The organism is Rhizobium sp. T1470 (assembly GCF_042140505.1).
Lineage (GTDB): Bacteria > Pseudomonadota > Alphaproteobacteria > Rhizobiales > Rhizobiaceae > Rhizobium > Rhizobium favelukesii.
Genome location: NZ_CP148091.1, coordinates 405,973 through 422,242, shown reverse-complemented (window position 1 = coordinate 422,242; position 16,270 = coordinate 405,973). Strand labels below are relative to the sequence as shown.

The following is a 16,270-nucleotide window of genomic DNA, read 5'->3' as shown; positions in this document are numbered from 1 at the left end:
TGTCAAAAAATCGACCATTCGGAAAATTTCATTCCATCATATTCGAATTGACTGCAAGAACCCTATCAAGTCTTTGTGCAATTCGCGTGACGGTCCGAAGCTCTCTTTCGATCACGGAGCAGACATAGGAATTACCGCTGATTCCGGCAATGGGACATTTGATTAAAAAATGCAAAGCCGCGAAATGACCGAAATGGTTAACGTTGCCACAAACGGCCTACCACCCCTCCGAGAGCACCTTTTCCAGCATGTCGACGAAGAAATCGGCACTGTCGACTGTCAGACAGAGCGGCGGCTTGATCTTCAACACATTGAGGTGATCGCCGGTCGGCTGCACTAGGATGCCGAGATCGAGGAGGCGGCTGCAGATTGCCGCCGTCTCCTCCGTCGCCGGCTCCAGCGTCGTTCGGTCGCGGACCAGTTCGAGGCCGAGGTAAAGCCCCATGCCATGTACGGCGCCGACGATCGGATGGCGCTCGATCAGCGCCACCAGACGACCCTTGAGGTGATCGCCGACATCGCGCGCGTTCTCCTGCAGCCTTTCATCGGCCATGATATCGAGCACCGTCATACCGGCCACACAACTGACCGGGCTGCCGCCGGTGGACGAAAAGAAATAGCCTTCCTTCTCCAGCGAACCGGCGATGGCCCTGGTCGTGATCACAGCGCCGAGCGGATGCCCGTCTCCCATACCCTTCGCGATGGTGATGATGTCGGGGATGGCACCCTGCTGCTCGAAGCCCCAGAAATGGTGCCCAAGCCGTCCGTAGCCCACCTGCACTTCGTCGGCGATGCAGACGCCGCCACGGGCCCGGATCTGTCCGTAAACCGCTGCAAGGAAACCGTCCGGAAGCGAAATGCCGCCGGCATTTCCATAGACTGGCTCGGCAATGAAGCCGGCCAGCCCCTCGCCTTTTGCGTCGATGGCTTCAAGGACCTCAACCACCGCGTCCAGGTAGCCGGTCGTTGATTCCGAACCACGGAAGGCACCCCGATATGTATTCGGCGAGAGAACGGCATGCACCCAGTCGGGCCGCGTCGTCAAAGCCTGCGGATTGTCGGCGATCGACGTGGAGACTGCATCACTTGCAACCGACCAACCGTGATAGGCCTCAAGAAGGCTGAGCATAGGCTTGGCGCCCGTGTGGGCCCAGGCAAGCCGAAGGGCGAGGTCGTTGGCCTCCGATCCGCTGTTGACGAGAAAGACTGCCTCCAGTCCCTCCGGGGCAAGTGAGGCCAGACGCTCTGAAAATTCGGCAATGGCGGTATAATGAAAGCGCGAATTGGTATTCAGCCGCAGCCACTGCTCGCTGATCGCCTCGGCCAGGCGCGGATGACCATGACCAAGAATGGTGACGTTGTTGAGCATGTCGAGATAGGCGCGCCCCTCGACATCGAACATATGCTCCTTCCAACCGCGTTCCATCTGCGGCGGCGTCTCGTAATAGTTCTTCTGCGGCCCTGCGAGATGAGCCTCTCTGAGTGCGAACAATTCCGCCGACGCCGGCTTCGGCGCATCGACGCCAGCACCGAGAAGGGCCGCCGGCGACGGGCATAGTTCCGACCAGGCCATTGCCTCCTGCGGACCGCAAAACAGCGGCGGCTCCGCGCCCTGCAAGGTGGAGAGCTGCACCCGAAGCCCGCCGAGAGATCCGCTTTCACCGGAGATCGTCCCGAGCGGCTGCCCTGGCCCGACCTCCGCCTCATCCTCAAGCGAGGGCTCAATTCCGTCCAGATGAAGGTTGACGCCCTCGCCTGCCAGAATGAAATGGTGGTTCTTCCAACTGACCCTTCCGGCAAACGGGGCGGCAACCGTGCTGCCACCGGCGAGGCAAATGTCGGAATGCAGTGCAAAGGTCGCGGACGGCGTGGCGCTGTGAAGCTTGGAGCGCGACAATCTGTATTCGCCGTAGCGTGTCGCCGCAGTGCCGGTCTCGGCCGCCGCGCGGGCAAGTAACCGCCAATCCATGTCGGCCTGCGACCAGTTGCCGGCGGCGAAATGCGGGCTCTGGACACCGAGATCGACAAAGGAAATCGTCGCCGGGTCGATGTCGGGAAACAGCGGACGCCAGTCCTCCGTCGGCAGCGTGGCCGTTTCCATGCCCACCGCCTTCAGGACAGCGATCTCCATGAGTTCGAACGGAACAGAGACCGCCGTGTCGAATATCAGGCGCTCGAGCTCGAGATTGCCGCGGACATAGTCGTTCTCGGGGTCGATCGAAATCTGCTGCTCGCCGCTGGCGACAAGGATGACGGCGCGCGCAACCACCAGGGGCCAGAGAGCGCGCAGCTCCCCCTCCGTGAGCGGATAGACTTCGTGATAGGCCTTCACCGCCGGAAGAATATAGAGCGGGTCGCCATCCGCCTGATGCAGCAGCGAGGCGCAGGTGACCGCGAGATCCCCGATCAGCCAGCCGCGGATGATATCGCCGAAATCGATGACGCCGTCGGGAACTAGACGACCGCGGCTGTCGCGATGACTGACGACGTTGTCACCCGTCACGTCATGATGCACGGCCTGCAAGCGCAAAGACGGCGCCAAAGGCTGGATTCGCCGCACCGCGGCCACCATCGTCTTGGCGATGCGATCGCGTGCGGCGCTGTCCGTGATTGCCGACAGCAGCTGAACGGCGACCGGGCCTGCGCGGCGCAGGTCCCATTGCAGGCTGCGATCGAGGCCAGGATGCGTGAAATCGGCCAGCGACTGCGCCAGGCGGGCGCAGAGTCCCCCAAGCGCGGAAACCGATTCCTTCGGCAAGTGCTTGCGATGCGACAGCCCCTCGCCTTCGAGATACTCCAGCAGCCGAACCTGAAAGGTCTGGTCGCCCACGGTGACGGCCACGATGTCCTGCCCGTCCGTCGATGGGATAACCCGCGGAACGCGCGGCGCATTCTCCTTCGTGCCGATGTGGTGGATCGCTGCGTTCTGTGCCTCGAGTTCCAGCGTCTCATAGGTCACGTGGCATATCTTGAGCACATAGCGCTGTTCGCCGGTATCCAGGCGATAGTTGCGATCCTGCTGGCTGCCGAGCTCGGTGATCGTTCCCGACAAGCCATATCGCGACTGAAGAATGTCGCCAGCTTCCGCGGCGGTCACGTCCGGGCGTGGCAACGTCGCGCGATAGGCAAGCGTCTCGTCAGTCATGGCATCCCCCGCGGCATGATTCGATTCTGCAGACTAAGCAGATAATCGAATCCTTGCCACCGGCAAGCGAGGAGATCGCAGTCGCTCAACGGCAAAGCCGCCGCGGCTGTCAGCCCATGCGCTCGGAAGCATAGCTGCCCGGGCTTGCGGGGAATACGATGGTGCGGTTGCCGTTCAGGAAAACGCGGCGATGGATATGGGCATGGATGGCACGCGCCAGCACCTGGCTCTCGACGTCGCGGCCGATAGAGACATAATCGTCGGCGCTCTGAGCGTGGGTGATGCGGGCAGTATCCTGCTCGATGATCGGACCTTCATCGAGATCCGCCGTCACATAATGGGCCGTGGCGCCAATGAGCTTCACGCCGCGCTCATAGGCCTGCTTGTAAGGGTTGGCACCCTTGAAGCTCGGCAGGAAGGAGTGATGGATGTTGATGATCTTGCCCGACATTTTGCGGCACATGGCGTCAGAAAGAACCTGCATGTAGCGGGCGAGCACGATCAACTCGGTGCCGGTCTGATCCACGAGATCGAGGAGCTGTGCCTCGGCCTGCGGCTTGTTTTCCTTCGTCACCTTGATGTGGTGGAACGGGATATCATGATTCACGACGACCTTCTGATAGTCGAAGTGATTGGACACCACGCCGACGATATCGATCGACAGCGCACCGATCTTCCAGCGGTAGAGCAGGTCATTCAAACAGTGGCCGAAGCGGGACACCATCAGAAGCACCTTCATGCGGCTGTCGCCATCATGGATTTCAGCATCCATCTCGAATTTCTCGGCGACCGGCTTGAAGCCTTCTTTCAGCGCCGCAAGGCCCACACCTTCTTCGGAAATGAAGCTGACACGGGTGAAGAACCTGCCGGTATCGAGGTCGTCGAACTGCGACGAATCGACGATGTTGCAGCCCTGATCCGCCAGATAGTTCGCGATCGCTGCCACGATCCCCCGCGTCGACTTGCACGTCACCGTCAATACATAGCTCGTCATGTGTCCGTCCTTCTTGCGGCGCCTGCTGGCCGGCCTGCTTAGATCATAGCGAAAGTCACGGATAGAGCACCGTGCCTTCATTCGTGCAACTATCTGCAGGAGAAACCGTCAGAAGCTTGCAGGCTCTCGCGTCTCCCCGTTGCGACCAACTTACGGCAGAGCGCGCAAAACTCCGTTCCGCTTGCGTCGTCAAGACGCGTATCCCCGCCGTACAACACAACGGCAGGGAAATCGCCTGGTCGAAGTCACGCTTTCGAGATGACGGCCGACAGAGCGATCCGATTGCTTGATGTGGATCGCCGCCGCGCCTACATCCGTGGGAGAAGATGAAGTCCAGAAATCCGGCAAGGCGACGAGATGCGGTTCGCAAGCGTGTTGTTGATAGCCACGGCGGCCGGCGCGCCGGGAGCGAGCTTCGCCACGGACTGGCGGCGTGCTGGCGAAACCCAGGCCCACTCGGTCTATCCCTACGCAAACCTGCCGGGGGTCAAGGCGCAGCCGGATCCAAAGGACGAGGAACAATATAACTGCCGGACGGAGACGCGGCCGCTTCGCCGCGGATACGACAAGATCTTCCGTACTGGCGGGCTGCCGACCCTTGTCTACGTCTGCGATCGTGACGGCTTGGAGAGCACCGGCACGCAGGTGCCGCTACGCGGACACTATCAGCCGGTCCGCTGAGCTTATTGGGCTGCTCGGCAATGATGGCGCGCAATCAGGTGGTCGATGTCCACGCCGGACCCGGCGATGATCACGCCGGCAGGATCGCGGCGGCGACCGGCCCATCGCCCCGGGGCGACGGCCCGCTTTTCGTGAATCGCGATCGCGGCCGTTACTACAATCGGCAGCCTGACCGGGCGTCGTTACCTACGCTGGTGATGTCTTTCGGGGAAGAAATAGGAAGCCGTTGGTATCGGCTTTCACTTTGCATTTATTAGGGAATGGTGCCCAGAAGAGGACTGCGCATTTCGACCCTCTTCGTATTGATTTTATTGCATTATTTTTAGTGAACGGCAAGTGTTGTTACAAAGGTCTGTTGCTTACGGGCGATAGCTTCTCCCCAATGTCCACACTCCGGCCTTGTCCTGACAATTGATGGTGGTCTGATGAAAGGCAGCAGGTGACGACTCAAAGGAATTCCATCATGTTGCCGATAGTTTGCAACCGAGGGTCTTTCTATGTCCGAGCCGTGCGCCATCTGGGCAGGACGTGGTTCGGGCCTCATTAAATCGCGTTACATGAATGAACTACAGGTATACTATAGCTTGTCGGCAGCCACTGAAACGGGCGTTGCCGCTTGGGAGCACACCGCTCTTGCCCCGACATGGGGAGATACTTGTTGTCCCTTCCAAGACTTGATCATAACGGAACTTTCTCACCAGACGATTTGGCTGGTTTGAGAGCAGAATTCGACGCCTTGTGCGGGTTAGACGCAGGTGACTGCACCCTTCAGGCGGCGGCACGGTCCTATGACTACGCGGTGCGTGTTGGGAACACGTTCTGGTCACCACAGCATTTGCGGGTCTCGTTCCGCCCCGCCAAAGCCACGCTAGCCAGAAGCCGGGAGCGCGACGCAGTGCGTTCTTTGTTAAAGACCATCTCGGAGCCAGCACCTGCGATCACTGAGGCCAGCCGAAACGACAACCTTCAAACCCGCGAGACCTAGCACAATCGTGACCGCTCAGTTGGTCAAGCTCCTGCGATCACTCGGGATCGATATTCAGCCCTAAGACCCGTCCACGCGCAGCAGACACCTGCCGACCAACAGGATCAGTCGAGTGTCACGAGGAGTATGCGATGTACAATGCCAAACGCGACGGTTACGGGAACGGCGCAAACCTTGCGGTTCCTTCAATGGGCGAGATTGAGGGGCGGATAACGGTATTGGAGGTTGTCGCAGCGACCTCTCTGAGCCTGCTTATGAAAGCCGGTGACAAGCACGCGGCGCAGCAGGCGCTCTCAGCCATTCGCAGCGCCATGCGGTCAAAATGCGAGGAAATCAAGCTCTCGTCCGCTGACGCCGATTCTGCGATCGCTTATGCACAGGAGCTTTTCGACGCAACATTGGAGAACATGGATGACAAGGTGGCACAGGCAACCGGTCCGCTCTTGACCAAGCGTGGGGGAACGCGCCGCTCTGTTCCAATTTTCCATAGCTAGGAGGCCACGACAATGGCCGTCAGAGAAATGACCGAGCGGGAGAGCCGAGAACTCCTAGCACAAGGCAATGTCGGGCATCTTGCTTGTGTTCACGATAACCGTCCTTACGTTGTGCCCGTTCATTATGCGTTCGATGCGGAAAAGCTCTATGTCTTTTCCCTGACCGGGCAAAAGATTGATCGGCTGCGCAGCAATCCGAATGCATGCTTGCAGGTGGAGGCAAGCGGTGAACATCACCGTTGGAAGAGCGTTGTCGCGGAGGGCACATACCACGAACTTCCCGATACCCCCCAGTGGCATAATGAGCGCCTCTACGCCTGGTCCCTTTTGCAGAAACGTTCGTTTTGGTGGGAGCCCGGCTCCTCCAAACCGGGAGCCGGTTCGGGCGAACCTGAAGTGCCGATTTTCTTCAGCATTTCGATTGATCAGTTATCCGGAAGGGAACTGGTTGGATCCTGATAGGAGCGACGCTGTAGTGGCGACAACGCCAGTCGCGAATGGCCGCTTCGGTGCGTAAGTAGGCATTGGCTGCACTTACTGCCTGCTATCGGGAAAATCTCAGCCGCCATCCGCCAGCGGAGGAAGCTTAACGGACTCTACGCAAGCTCTCGCCTGCTCTAGCAACGGCCCACCAGAATAGACCCCAATGTTATCCCCGTGCGCTTGTGCCCTACGACCGTCGCGGTGGTGCTTTCTGGCTGGCCTGCCTGCTCTACCTTGGTGATGAACCAGCGGCGGAAGCTGTGGAAGTTGATGAGACCCCTACGCCTGCCCCAATGGTGCCTGCTCTCGGTCTTCGAGTTTGAAGCGCGGGAAGAGTCCCACGGCATCCACCTTGGTCTTCAGGCTTACACTACCGTATGCTCGCCCTATGCTAGCCGGTGCGTGCCCGCATATTGCATCCACGACCTTCTCCTGTACCCCCGCCTCGAAGCCGAGACTCTTGAAGGTGTGTCGCCAGCCGTGGTTAGGAGCTACGTTGGGGTCTTTCACGTACTCACGGGCAAACTCCGCCAGCCGATTCTTTTTGCTTTGCCAGACACCCGGGAACGATTTGCCCGGCTTGATGGTCATAAAGAGATAGCCACTCTGTGCTTTGTCAACGAACTCCATGAAGCCCATTTCGATAAGGTGGGCATGAAGCGGCACCTCGCGGAACTCCTTACCCTTCACGGTGCCAGCCTCAGGCGTAAGCGTCATGATCCACGCACCTGTAGAAGCGTCCTGAGCGAAATCTTCCTTGCGGAGCTGCACCAGCTCACCGACTCGGGCACCCGTGTAGACACAGAGCCAAGGGACCCAGCGTTTGGCAAAATCGGGTCTGGTTCGGCTTTGCCTTCCCGACAAGGACTTCATTGGCCGCTGTTACCAGTGCTCTAGCCTCTGCTTCCGTGAAGTCGCGCTCCCTGACCTTTACCTTCTTGCCCAGCTTTAGGCCGATGCCGGTAGCCGGATTCGAGGGAAGCTTGCGGTTCGCGACGGCCCAATCAAAGACGGACTTGAAGGCCGTCAAATCGCTGGCCTTTACGGTCTTGGCTGAAACGGGCTTGCCGGTTTTTGGGTTGGGCGTGGTGAGCCGGTGGTCCTTATAAGCCACCACATCCTCCGGCGTCACTCGTGCGGCATCATCGTGCTTCAAGAAAGCGCTGAATGCCTTAAAGGTGTTCGTGTAGCTCTCCCGTGTGCTCTCGGACTTGCCCACCGCTTTGGCTTCATTCCACCATAGCGCAACAAGACCCATGAGGGAGACCTTGGCCGTTGGCGCGGGCGTAGAGGTCTGTGGAGAGCTTTCCCACAGTGGGTAGCCGGAGAGCTTGGATCGGGGGAATAATCACCAGCAAGCTTCCTGGCCCCCGTCTTCATCCCCTCGGCAACGGCTTGGGGAATCCTGGCTGTGATTTGTGCAATAGACCCCTTGGATAGGCAAGGAATGCCTTTGGGCCTGCCCATGCGTTCGGCAAGTTGCCCTAGCTTCTGGCCTCCTGGTGGCTGGCTAAAGAAATGCTGCTGGGTCTTTGGATGCCTGCTCGGCAAGCTCTTGCTCCATTTGCTCCCACTCCATTACAAGCTCAGGGTCTGTGAGGTGGTCCGTGTCCACAGTTTATAGCGCGACGATCAGGATGAGACGCGAGCGACAATCTGGATGAGATTCTTATGTCGCGGTTGGAGCGAAGTTATCATGTTGATTGTCGCTGGCAAGAGTTTCATCGTGTTCTGATTGCCGCTCCGCGACAAGCTGGGAAGAGCTTTTGATTGTCGCGAATGAGGCGGGTCTGCCGCGCTGGCGTTTGGCTTCCATGGCCGAACGCCGCCGGTAGCTTTCGACATTCATCTCGAAGATTGTTGCGTGATGGACAAGTCGGTCCACCGCGGCAAGCGTCATGGCCGGGTCTGGAAAGACGCGGTTCCATTCTCCGAAGGGCTGATTGGCGGTGATCATGATGGAACGCCGCTCATATCTTGCGGAGATGAGTTCGAAGAGCACGCTCGTTTCGGCCTGGTCCTTGGTGACGTAGGCCAGGTCGTCGAGGATGAGAAGATCGAACTTGTCGAGCTTTGCGATGGCGGCTTCGAGCTGAAGCTCCCTCCGCGCGACCTGAAGCTTCTGGACGAGATCGGTCGTGCGGGTGAAGAGCACGCGCCAGCCGTTCTCGATTAGCGCGAGGCCGACGGCTGCGGCGAGATGGCTCTTTCCGCCGCCGGGCGGACCGAACATCAGGATATTGGCGCCTTTGGCGAGCCAGCTATCGCCGGCTGCAATCGCCATGACCTGGGCCTTGGAGACCATGGGAACAGCGTCGAAGGCGAAGCTGTCGAGCGTCTTTCCGGGTGGCAGGTGGGCCTCGGCGAGGTGTCTTTCGATCCTGCGATGGGCGCGTTCGGCCAATTCATGCTCGGCGATGGCCGAGAGGAAACGGGCAGCAGGCCATCCTTCCCGATCGGCCTGCTCGGCAAATTGGTGCCAGAACGTCTTGATCGTCGGCAGCCTCAGTTCGTTGAGCATGATGCCGAGGCGGGCTTCATCGACTGTGTGGATGTTGCTCTTCATGCGACCTCTCCCGCATAGGCCGTGCCGATCAGGGCTTCATAACCATTGAGCGACGCGAGTTGCACATGAACGATCGGCAACTGATCCGGGTCCGGGCTGAAGACCGCTCTCAAAGCCGCCAGATCAGGCAGTTTGTGGGCGTCGAGCGTTTTGGCAAGCTCCTCGGCCAGTTCACGCTCGCAACTGCGATCGTGAGCCAAGGCAAGCAGTTCCACGGTGATCTTGCAAGCCTGCCGCTCGGGCAGTTGCTCGATGAGCGCGTCGAAAGTCCTGCGATATTCCGGCCTGGGGAAGAGCTTGTCGCGATAGACGAGCCCCAAAAGCGCCATCGGCTTTTTGCGCAGGGAATGAATGACGTGATGATAGTTGACGACTTGATCGTGCTTGCCACTCGCATGGGCGCGGCCTCGGGGTAATGTCAGCAGATGCGTGCCGCCGATGAAGACGTCGAGGCGATCGTCGAACAGACGCACCCGCAGCCGGTGGCCAATCAGACGGGAAGGCACGGTGTAGAAGACCTTGCGCAAGGCGAAGCCGCCGGTGCTCGATACGGTGACGATGACCTCTTCGAAGTCGGTGGTGCGACGATCGGGAAGAGCTTGCAGATGCGTGCGCTCGGCATCGATGCGCTTGCCATGTGCGGCATTGCGGCGGCTGACGATCTCATCGATGAAGGCGCGATAGGATCCGAGGTCGCCAAAGTCCCTGGTTCCGCGCATCAGCAGAGCATCGCGGATCGCATTCTTGAGATGGCCGTGGGAACTTTCGATCGAGCCGTTCTCGTGCGCGACGCCCTTGTTGTTGCGCGTCGGCGTCATGCGATAATGGGCGCACAGTTCGTCGTAGCGATGCGTCAGATCGACCTTGGCGTCGGCATCGAGGTTGCGGAAGGCGGCCGATAAGCTGTCGCTGCGATGATAGAGCGGCGAACCGCCAACCGACCACAGGGCGTTCTGCAGCCCCTCGGCCAGAGCGACGAAGCTCTCTCCACCCAGGATGACATGGGCATGCTCGAAGCCCGACCAGACCAGCCGGAAGTGATAAAGCAGATGATCGAGCGATTGGCCGGCGATCGTCACGCCGAGGCTGCCCATGTCGGTAAAATCCGACAGTCCTAACCGACCGGGTTCGTGCATCTGACGGAAGATCACTTCCTGCTCCTGACCGTGAACAGCCCGCCATGATCGGATACGACGCTCAATCGTACGGCGAACACCTTCTGACAGCTCTGGATGACGCCGCAGCATCTCGTTGTAAACGGCGACCGCTCGGATGCCGGGCGCGGCCTTGAGGAGCGGAACAACCTCGGCGTCGAAGATGTGCTCAAGGGGATCGGGGCGACGCCGGTCGCGCGGCGGCTTGGTCTGCGATGGAAGACGCGCATCCTTCTCGATGCGGTAAGCCGTCGCCCGGCTGATCGACGCCTTGGCGGCAGCGACCTCAATGGGGTTGTTTTGTCGGTACTTCATAAAAAGCCTCGTCTGATGATCGGTTACATGGCGACCCGGCACAAAGGTGATTCTCCATTCTCAGAAAATCACCGACGCTACCGGGCCAACCGCGATCATGAGACGCCGAAAAATTGCGCCGCGGCGGGGGTGTAACTCCAGTCGGGCTACGCCCTCCCTTCGTCACACCCCCGCCGCCGAGTCTCATCCTGATTGACGCTGAGTCTCACCTTGTTTGTCGCCGCGCAACAGTTCCTATCTCTGGCGTCACCGTGAGCGTTCGAGAAGCATCGGGCCCTTGTGCCCACGAGGCGTGAACCTCCCCGACGAGACTGGCAATTTGCCGCGCTGTGAGGTCAACCGGCTGGCCCGCACGTACTTTGACGAAGAACTCTTCTACATAGGCGAGAGCCCGGGCTTGCCTGATCCGAACAACAGAGGGATCTGAGGTAGCGAGCGAAAAACGTATGCTTTGTGTGCTCGCCGTGACGATGAAGGACACCGTCGAATCACCTAGAGGAATGTGTAGCGTTTGGCCCACCAGCTGGGCCTTAGTGTCAGCCGGTATGCGCTTCACAAAGTAGGCGTTGGAGGAGCCTTTCGAGACCATCGGACTTACCAATCGTAGGCGCATTGTTACAGACCTTTGTTACAAGGTATCCAATGCGCATCATCTTGGAAAGGCTTAAGTATTCGATCCGGCTAGCGATCAAAATGGAATGGTGCCCAGAAGAGGACTCGAACCTCCACACCCTTTCGGGTACCAGCACCTGAAGCTGGCGCGTCTACCAATTCCGCCATCTGGGCGACGGAGAGCCATGTACGGGGGTGGCCTCTTGCTGTCAACAGGGTTTTTGAAGTTTTCCTGACAGGCAGCAAAAAATTCTTTGATGCCGGTGTGTGCTTACGACGACACAATCTGAGGAGGAGGCGATAGTGATCGGCGCAAGGCGCACTATATACGCAGTGAGAAAGGATCGTCCGATGCCTGGTCTTCACAATCTCTGCCTGATCGCGCTTTTCTCCCTGTTGCCCTACGCAGCGGTTGCGATGCCACTCGGCGTATTTTCAGCCCCCGACGGCGAATCGGACATCGTCCGTGTGGGGTCGACCATGTGCGATGCGCGCGGCTGCTTTACCTTCGGGCCGGTGCAGTCGTTCCGCCCATCCTATGTGCAGCCAAACTACCGACCGCCAACCGCCACAGGCCCGACTTACTATCGACCGGGCGCACGGGGACGCGCGCCGCTCTACTACGATCCGCCGCCCGTGCGCACAGTGCAACCGAACGCACAGGGACGACAGTTCCATGTGGACTGGTGCCGAAATCAGTATCGGAGCTACAATCCTAAGACCGACCGGTTCGTGACGTTTGAGGGCATCTACAAAACCTGCAATTCGCCGTACGACTAGAGGGGGATTCAGATTCTAGGCCGATCGGCCAAAATTCATCCTGATCTAGGCTCAGCTTTCCAGCGAGGCGCGATCGACGTGGCCGAGGTCGCGGCCGGGCTCGATGATATCGCGGACGCGCTGCTTCAATTCCTTTGGACCTGGAAAGCCGCCGTCGCGCTTACGCTCCCAGATCAGGGCGCCATCGACACGGATTTCGAAATTTCCGCCCGTCCCGGGAATGAGTGCCACTTCGCCGAGACTGTCAGTGAAGGTCTGCAGAAGCTCCTGCGCCATCCAGCCGGCACGCAGCAGCCAGTTGCATTGGGTGCAGTAGAGGATCGTCACGCGGGCTTTCTCGTCGCTCATGTCAGGTTTCCTTTCGTCATGCCGGTTTACGAACCGTCGTGGCGCGGCGCAATCCATATTGCAATCGCGCAGCGCTTGGTGTTCCTCTCCGTGTCGAAGATCGTATTGGAGATGCTGATGCGGGTCGCCTGTTGGTTTCCACGCGGAACTGAGCCGGTTTTTCCACCAAGAAGTGAGCCACCTCTAAGTATGGTTTTCTGATCAGGATTTGGTCAAGGGATTGGCTTTTTCTCCTTTCTTCTGTGCTGCGGCAGCCGAGCTGGCTTTGAAGCGGAAGCTGTCGTTACCGGTTTCCAGGATATGGCAACGGTGGGTCAAACGATCGAGCAGAGCGGTCGTCATCTTGGCGTCGCCGAAGACGGTTGCCCACTCGCTGAAGCTGAGGTTGGTGGTAATCACGACGCTGGTCCGCTCGTAGAGCTTGCTTAACAGGTGGAAGAGTAGTGCTCCGCCTGAGGCGCTGAACGGCAGGTATCCCAACTCGTCCAGGATGAGCAGATCGAGGCGGACCAAGGTCTCCGCGATCTGGCCCGCCTTGCCTTTAGCCTTCTCCTGCTCGAGAGCATTGACCAGTTCGATGGTCGAGAAGAAGCGGACCTTTCGGCGATGATGCTCGATGGCTTGGATTCCAAGAGCGGTCGCGACATGCGTTTTTCCAGTGCCAGGGCCACCGATAAGGACAACGTTCTGCGCCCCATCCATGAACTCGCATCGGTGCAGTTGGCGCACGGTGGCCTCGTTGATCTCGCTGGCGGCGAAGTCGTATCCGGAGATGTCTTTGTAGGCTGGGAAGCGAGCAGCCTTCATGTGATAGGCAATCGAGCGGACCTCACGCTCGGCCATCTCGGCTTTCAGCAACTGGGACAAGATTGGCACGGCCGCATCGAAGGCGGGAGCACCTTGCTCGATCAGGTCCGTGACGGCCTGGGCCATGCCATACATCTTCAGGCTACGCAGCATGATGACGACGGCAGCACTTGCGGGGTCATGACGCATGACGACCTCCTACGATCCGGACCCGCAAGCCATCGTAGCGTTCTACATTGGCCTTGGGTTCGCGCAGCAGGGTCAGTGCCTGTGGCGTATCGATGTCGGGACCGTCGGTCGTCTTGCCATCAATCAGCCGATGCAGCAGGTTCAACACATGCGTTTTGGTCGCCACGCCTTGATCCAGAGCCAGTTCCACGGCCCTGACGACGACCTGTTCGTCGTGATGAAGCACCAGAGCGAGGATGTCGGCCATCTCACGATCACCGCCGGGGCGGCGAAGCATCTGATCTTGCAACTGTCTGAAGGCCAGCGGCAATTCCAGGAAGGGCGCACCATTGCGCAAGGCACCGGGTTTGCGCTGGATGACGGCAAGGTAATGTCGCCAGTCGTAAATCGTTCGTGGCGGCTTATCGTGGCTCCGCTCAATGACCCGCTCATGCTCGCATAGGATATTGCCCTCGGCCGCAACGACCAGTCTCTCGGGATAAATGCGCAGGCTGACAGGCCGGTTCGCAAACGATGCTGGCACACTGTAACGATTGCGCTCGAAGGTGATCAGGCATGTCGGTGAGACGCGCTTGCTCTGCTCAACGAAGCCGTCAAATGCGGGTGGCAGTGCCATTAATGCTGCCCGCTCATCAGCCCAAACATCTGCGATTGTGCCGGGCAAGGTGCCATGCGCCGTCTCCCGCCACAGGTCCTGGCAATGCTGTTCCAGCCAAGCATTCAATACCGCCAAATCCGGGAAGTCAGGCATCTGTTGCCACAGTCGTGGGCGAGCATCCTGGACGTTCTTCTCGACCTGCCCCTTCTCCCAGCCGGCAGAGGGATTGCAGAACTCTGGCGCAAAGACGTAGTGGTTCGTCATCGCGAGGAAACGGATGTTGACCTGCCGCTCTTTGCCGCGACCGACACGATCGACCGCCGTCTTCATGTTATCGTAGATGCCGCGACCAGGTACGCCGCCGAACACACGGAAGCCGTGCCAGTGGGCGTCGAAGAGCATCTCGTGCGTTTGCAGCAGGTAGGCCCTGACCAGAAAGGCCCGACTGTGCGACAACTTGATATGTGCGACCTGAAGCTTCGTGCGCTCGCCGCCGATCACGGCATAGTCCTCACTCCAATCGAACTGGAATGCCTCGCCTGGGCGGAAAGACAGCGGAACGAATATGCCGCGGCCCGCTGTCAGCTGCTCAGCCCGCCAGTCGCGGGCGAACGCGGCGACCCGACCATAGGAGCCGGTAAAGCCGAGAACCACCAGATCCGCATGAAGCTGCTTCAGCGTTCGGCGCTGCTTGCGCGACCTCCCGGCCTCGGTCTTCAGCCAGCCAGCAAGTTTGTCGGCAAAAGGATCGAGCTTGCTCGGACGTTCCGGTACCGTGAACGTCGGCTCGATCGTACCAGCGCTCAAATACTTCGCGATCGTGTTGCGTGACAGCCCAGTGCGCCGGCTGATCTCGCGGATCGACTGCTTCTCGCGCAGCGCCATCCGACGGATGATGTTTAAAAGTCCCATGTGGATCACTCCGTGGCCCCCGTCGCTCACCGCGTTGGGGGGAAGGTTCACATGGCTCAATTCTCAATGGAAATTATGCGCCTAACCGGCTCAGTTCTGCGTGGAAACCAACACCCAATGCAACAAATTATCTTTTTCTTGCAAATTTGCACTATTTGCATAAGCTTCTCTCCATGAACGAGATCAAGACCAAAAGACTGAGACAGGCCGACATCGCCACCATGGCGGGTGTGTCTATATCTACCGTGTCCCGTGTGCTCGCCAACGAGCCCGGCATCAGCGAGAGCGTACGCCAGCACATTCTCAAGGTGGCGGCCGAAAATGGCTACTCGGCACGCACCGCAAACGGTGCGCTGCGTGGCAGCCTGGCGCTGATTGCAAGCGACGGGGTAACGGGCGGGCTCAGCGTCTTCTACGAAGGGATCGTCGACGGGTTGCGCGCCGGCGCGCTCGATGCCGGCGTTCCCTTCGAGGTGCGGCTGATCCGCGAGAATAGAGCCACACCCGATGTGGTCCACGAGTATATGCAGACGGCCGGCGCCGGTGGTTTGTTCCTGGTTGGGATCGATCCGAGCGCCGAACTGTGCGCGTGGCTTGAGGACGCGGCAATCCCGACGGTACTGGTCAACGGCACCGATCCGCAGCTGCGGCTCGATGGCGCTTCTCCCTCGAACTTCTTCGGCGCTTATGAAGCGACGACGCGCCTGCTGAATGCCGGCCACCGCCAGATCCTGCATCTGACCGGCTCGCACCGCAACACCATCCGCGAGCGGGTGCGGGGGTTCAGGGCTGCGATTGCCGAGGTCGAAGGCGCCGAAGGGCGTCTCGTGTCGATGACCTTTCAACGCAGCGCGATCCATGAGGCGCATGAACTGACAGCCGCCGTGCTTGCAGAGAATGCCGGCTTCACCGCCGCCTTCTGCATGAACGACTTCATCGCCGTCGGCGTTCTCGAAGCCGTGACCGAGGCCGGGCTGCGCGTGCCCGATGACTTCGCCATCGTCGGCTTCGACGATCTTCCCTGCGCGCTGATGACGAATCCGCCGCTATCAACCATGCGCGTGGATCGCGTGGCGCTCGGCAGGGAGGCGGTCGGTCTCATGGTTGCGCGCTTCAAGGATCGCGCCGCCCCCGCCCGCCAGATTTGCCACGCCGTCGTGCCTATTGCCGGCGGCACCGTTCCGCACTCCTGATATGACGAGCAATA

The 16,270-nt window shown here is 59.7% G+C and carries 14 protein-coding genes and 1 tRNA gene; 5 read left to right on the top strand and 10 right to left on the bottom strand.

Going from position 1 to position 16,270, the window contains the following annotated elements; all coding sequences use genetic code 11:
• Window positions 1-217: 217 nt before the first annotated feature.
• Window positions 218-3,145, bottom strand: coding sequence for an aminotransferase (locus tag WGT02_RS02045; RefSeq protein ID WP_208249313.1), 2,928 nt, complete (start codon window positions 3,143-3,145; stop codon window positions 218-220).
• Window positions 3,146-3,254: 109 nt separating this feature from the next.
• Window positions 3,255-4,139 carry a formyltetrahydrofolate deformylase gene (gene purU, locus WGT02_RS02040; RefSeq protein ID WP_024313392.1) on the bottom strand — a complete coding sequence of 295 codons (885 nt, stop codon included), beginning with the start codon at window positions 4,137-4,139 and terminating at the stop codon, window positions 3,255-3,257.
• 357 nt (window positions 4,140-4,496) lie between these two features.
• Between purU and WGT02_RS02035 the strand changes: the two genes are divergently transcribed.
• The 3 genes from WGT02_RS02035 (at window position 4,497) to WGT02_RS02025 (ending at window position 6,758) form a co-directional block, all read left to right on the top strand.
• The gene (locus WGT02_RS02035) at window positions 4,497-4,820 is read left to right on the top strand and encodes a hypothetical protein (protein WP_208249314.1); all 324 of its coding nucleotides are present in this window, start codon (window positions 4,497-4,499) and stop codon (window positions 4,818-4,820) included.
• Between the two features lie 1,116 nt (window positions 4,821-5,936).
• On the top strand, window positions 5,937-6,299 hold the full coding sequence (locus WGT02_RS02030; RefSeq protein ID WP_024313391.1) for a hypothetical protein: 363 nt from the start codon (window positions 5,937-5,939) through the stop codon (window positions 6,297-6,299).
• Window positions 6,300-6,311: 12 nt separating this feature from the next.
• Entirely contained in the window at window positions 6,312-6,758 is a 447-nt protein-coding gene (locus WGT02_RS02025; protein WP_024313390.1) for a pyridoxamine 5'-phosphate oxidase family protein, read from the top strand.
• Between the two features lie 303 nt (window positions 6,759-7,061).
• Here the strand turns inward: WGT02_RS02025 and WGT02_RS02020 are convergent, their stop codons facing one another.
• The 5 genes from WGT02_RS02020 to WGT02_RS02000 all read right to left on the bottom strand — a co-directional run bounded on the left by WGT02_RS02020 (window position 7,062) and on the right by WGT02_RS02000 (window position 11,603).
• Complete coding sequence (locus WGT02_RS02020) at window positions 7,062-7,553, bottom strand: hypothetical protein (protein WP_208249315.1); 492 nt, start codon at window positions 7,551-7,553, stop codon at window positions 7,062-7,064.
• Between the two features lie 4 nt (window positions 7,554-7,557).
• Complete coding sequence (locus WGT02_RS02015) at window positions 7,558-8,040, bottom strand: phage integrase N-terminal SAM-like domain-containing protein (RefSeq protein WP_208249316.1); 483 nt, start codon at window positions 8,038-8,040, stop codon at window positions 7,558-7,560.
• Between the two features lie 411 nt (window positions 8,041-8,451).
• Window positions 8,452-9,348, bottom strand: a complete 897-nt coding sequence (gene istB, locus WGT02_RS02010; RefSeq protein WP_208245168.1) for an IS21-like element helper ATPase IstB — start codon at window positions 9,346-9,348, stop codon at window positions 8,452-8,454.
• A complete protein-coding gene (gene istA, locus WGT02_RS02005; protein ID WP_208245170.1) occupies window positions 9,345-10,817 on the bottom strand; it encodes an IS21 family transposase in 1,473 nt (490 codons plus the stop codon). Before istA (WGT02_RS02005) ends, istB (WGT02_RS02010) begins: the two co-directional genes overlap by 4 nt.
• A 699-nt stretch (window positions 10,818-11,516) precedes the next feature.
• Window positions 11,517-11,603 (bottom strand) — tRNA-Leu (locus tag WGT02_RS02000).
• A gap of 177 nt (window positions 11,604-11,780) precedes the next feature.
• Here WGT02_RS02000 and WGT02_RS01995 point away from each other — a divergent pair.
• A complete protein-coding gene (locus WGT02_RS01995) occupies window positions 11,781-12,209 on the top strand; it encodes a BA14K family protein (RefSeq protein ID WP_024313389.1) in 429 nt (142 codons plus the stop codon).
• A gap of 51 nt (window positions 12,210-12,260) precedes the next feature.
• On the opposite strand, the gene WGT02_RS01990 is transcribed toward WGT02_RS01995, so the two are convergent.
• The 3 genes from WGT02_RS01990 to istA (WGT02_RS01980) all read right to left on the bottom strand — a co-directional run bounded on the left by WGT02_RS01990 (window position 12,261) and on the right by istA (WGT02_RS01980) (window position 15,063).
• Window positions 12,261-12,557 (bottom strand): SelT/SelW/SelH family protein, encoded by a 297-nt coding sequence (locus tag WGT02_RS01990; RefSeq protein WP_024313388.1) that lies wholly within the window; start codon window positions 12,555-12,557, stop codon window positions 12,261-12,263.
• Between the two features lie 201 nt (window positions 12,558-12,758).
• Window positions 12,759-13,553 carry an IS21-like element helper ATPase IstB gene (gene istB / locus WGT02_RS01985; protein ID WP_208245060.1) on the bottom strand — a complete coding sequence of 265 codons (795 nt, stop codon included), beginning with the start codon at window positions 13,551-13,553 and terminating at the stop codon, window positions 12,759-12,761.
• Window positions 13,543-15,063 carry an IS21 family transposase gene (gene istA / locus WGT02_RS01980; protein WP_208180357.1) on the bottom strand — a complete coding sequence of 507 codons (1,521 nt, stop codon included), beginning with the start codon at window positions 15,061-15,063 and terminating at the stop codon, window positions 13,543-13,545. Before istA (WGT02_RS01980) ends, istB (WGT02_RS01985) begins: the two co-directional genes overlap by 11 nt.
• A 173-nt stretch (window positions 15,064-15,236) precedes the next feature.
• Between istA (WGT02_RS01980) and WGT02_RS01975 the strand changes: the two genes are divergently transcribed.
• Window positions 15,237-16,256: a LacI family DNA-binding transcriptional regulator gene (locus WGT02_RS01975; protein WP_208249320.1), complete on the top strand. Its 1,020-nt coding sequence runs from the start codon at window positions 15,237-15,239 to the stop codon at window positions 16,254-16,256.
• Window positions 16,257-16,270: the final 14 nt, after the last annotated feature.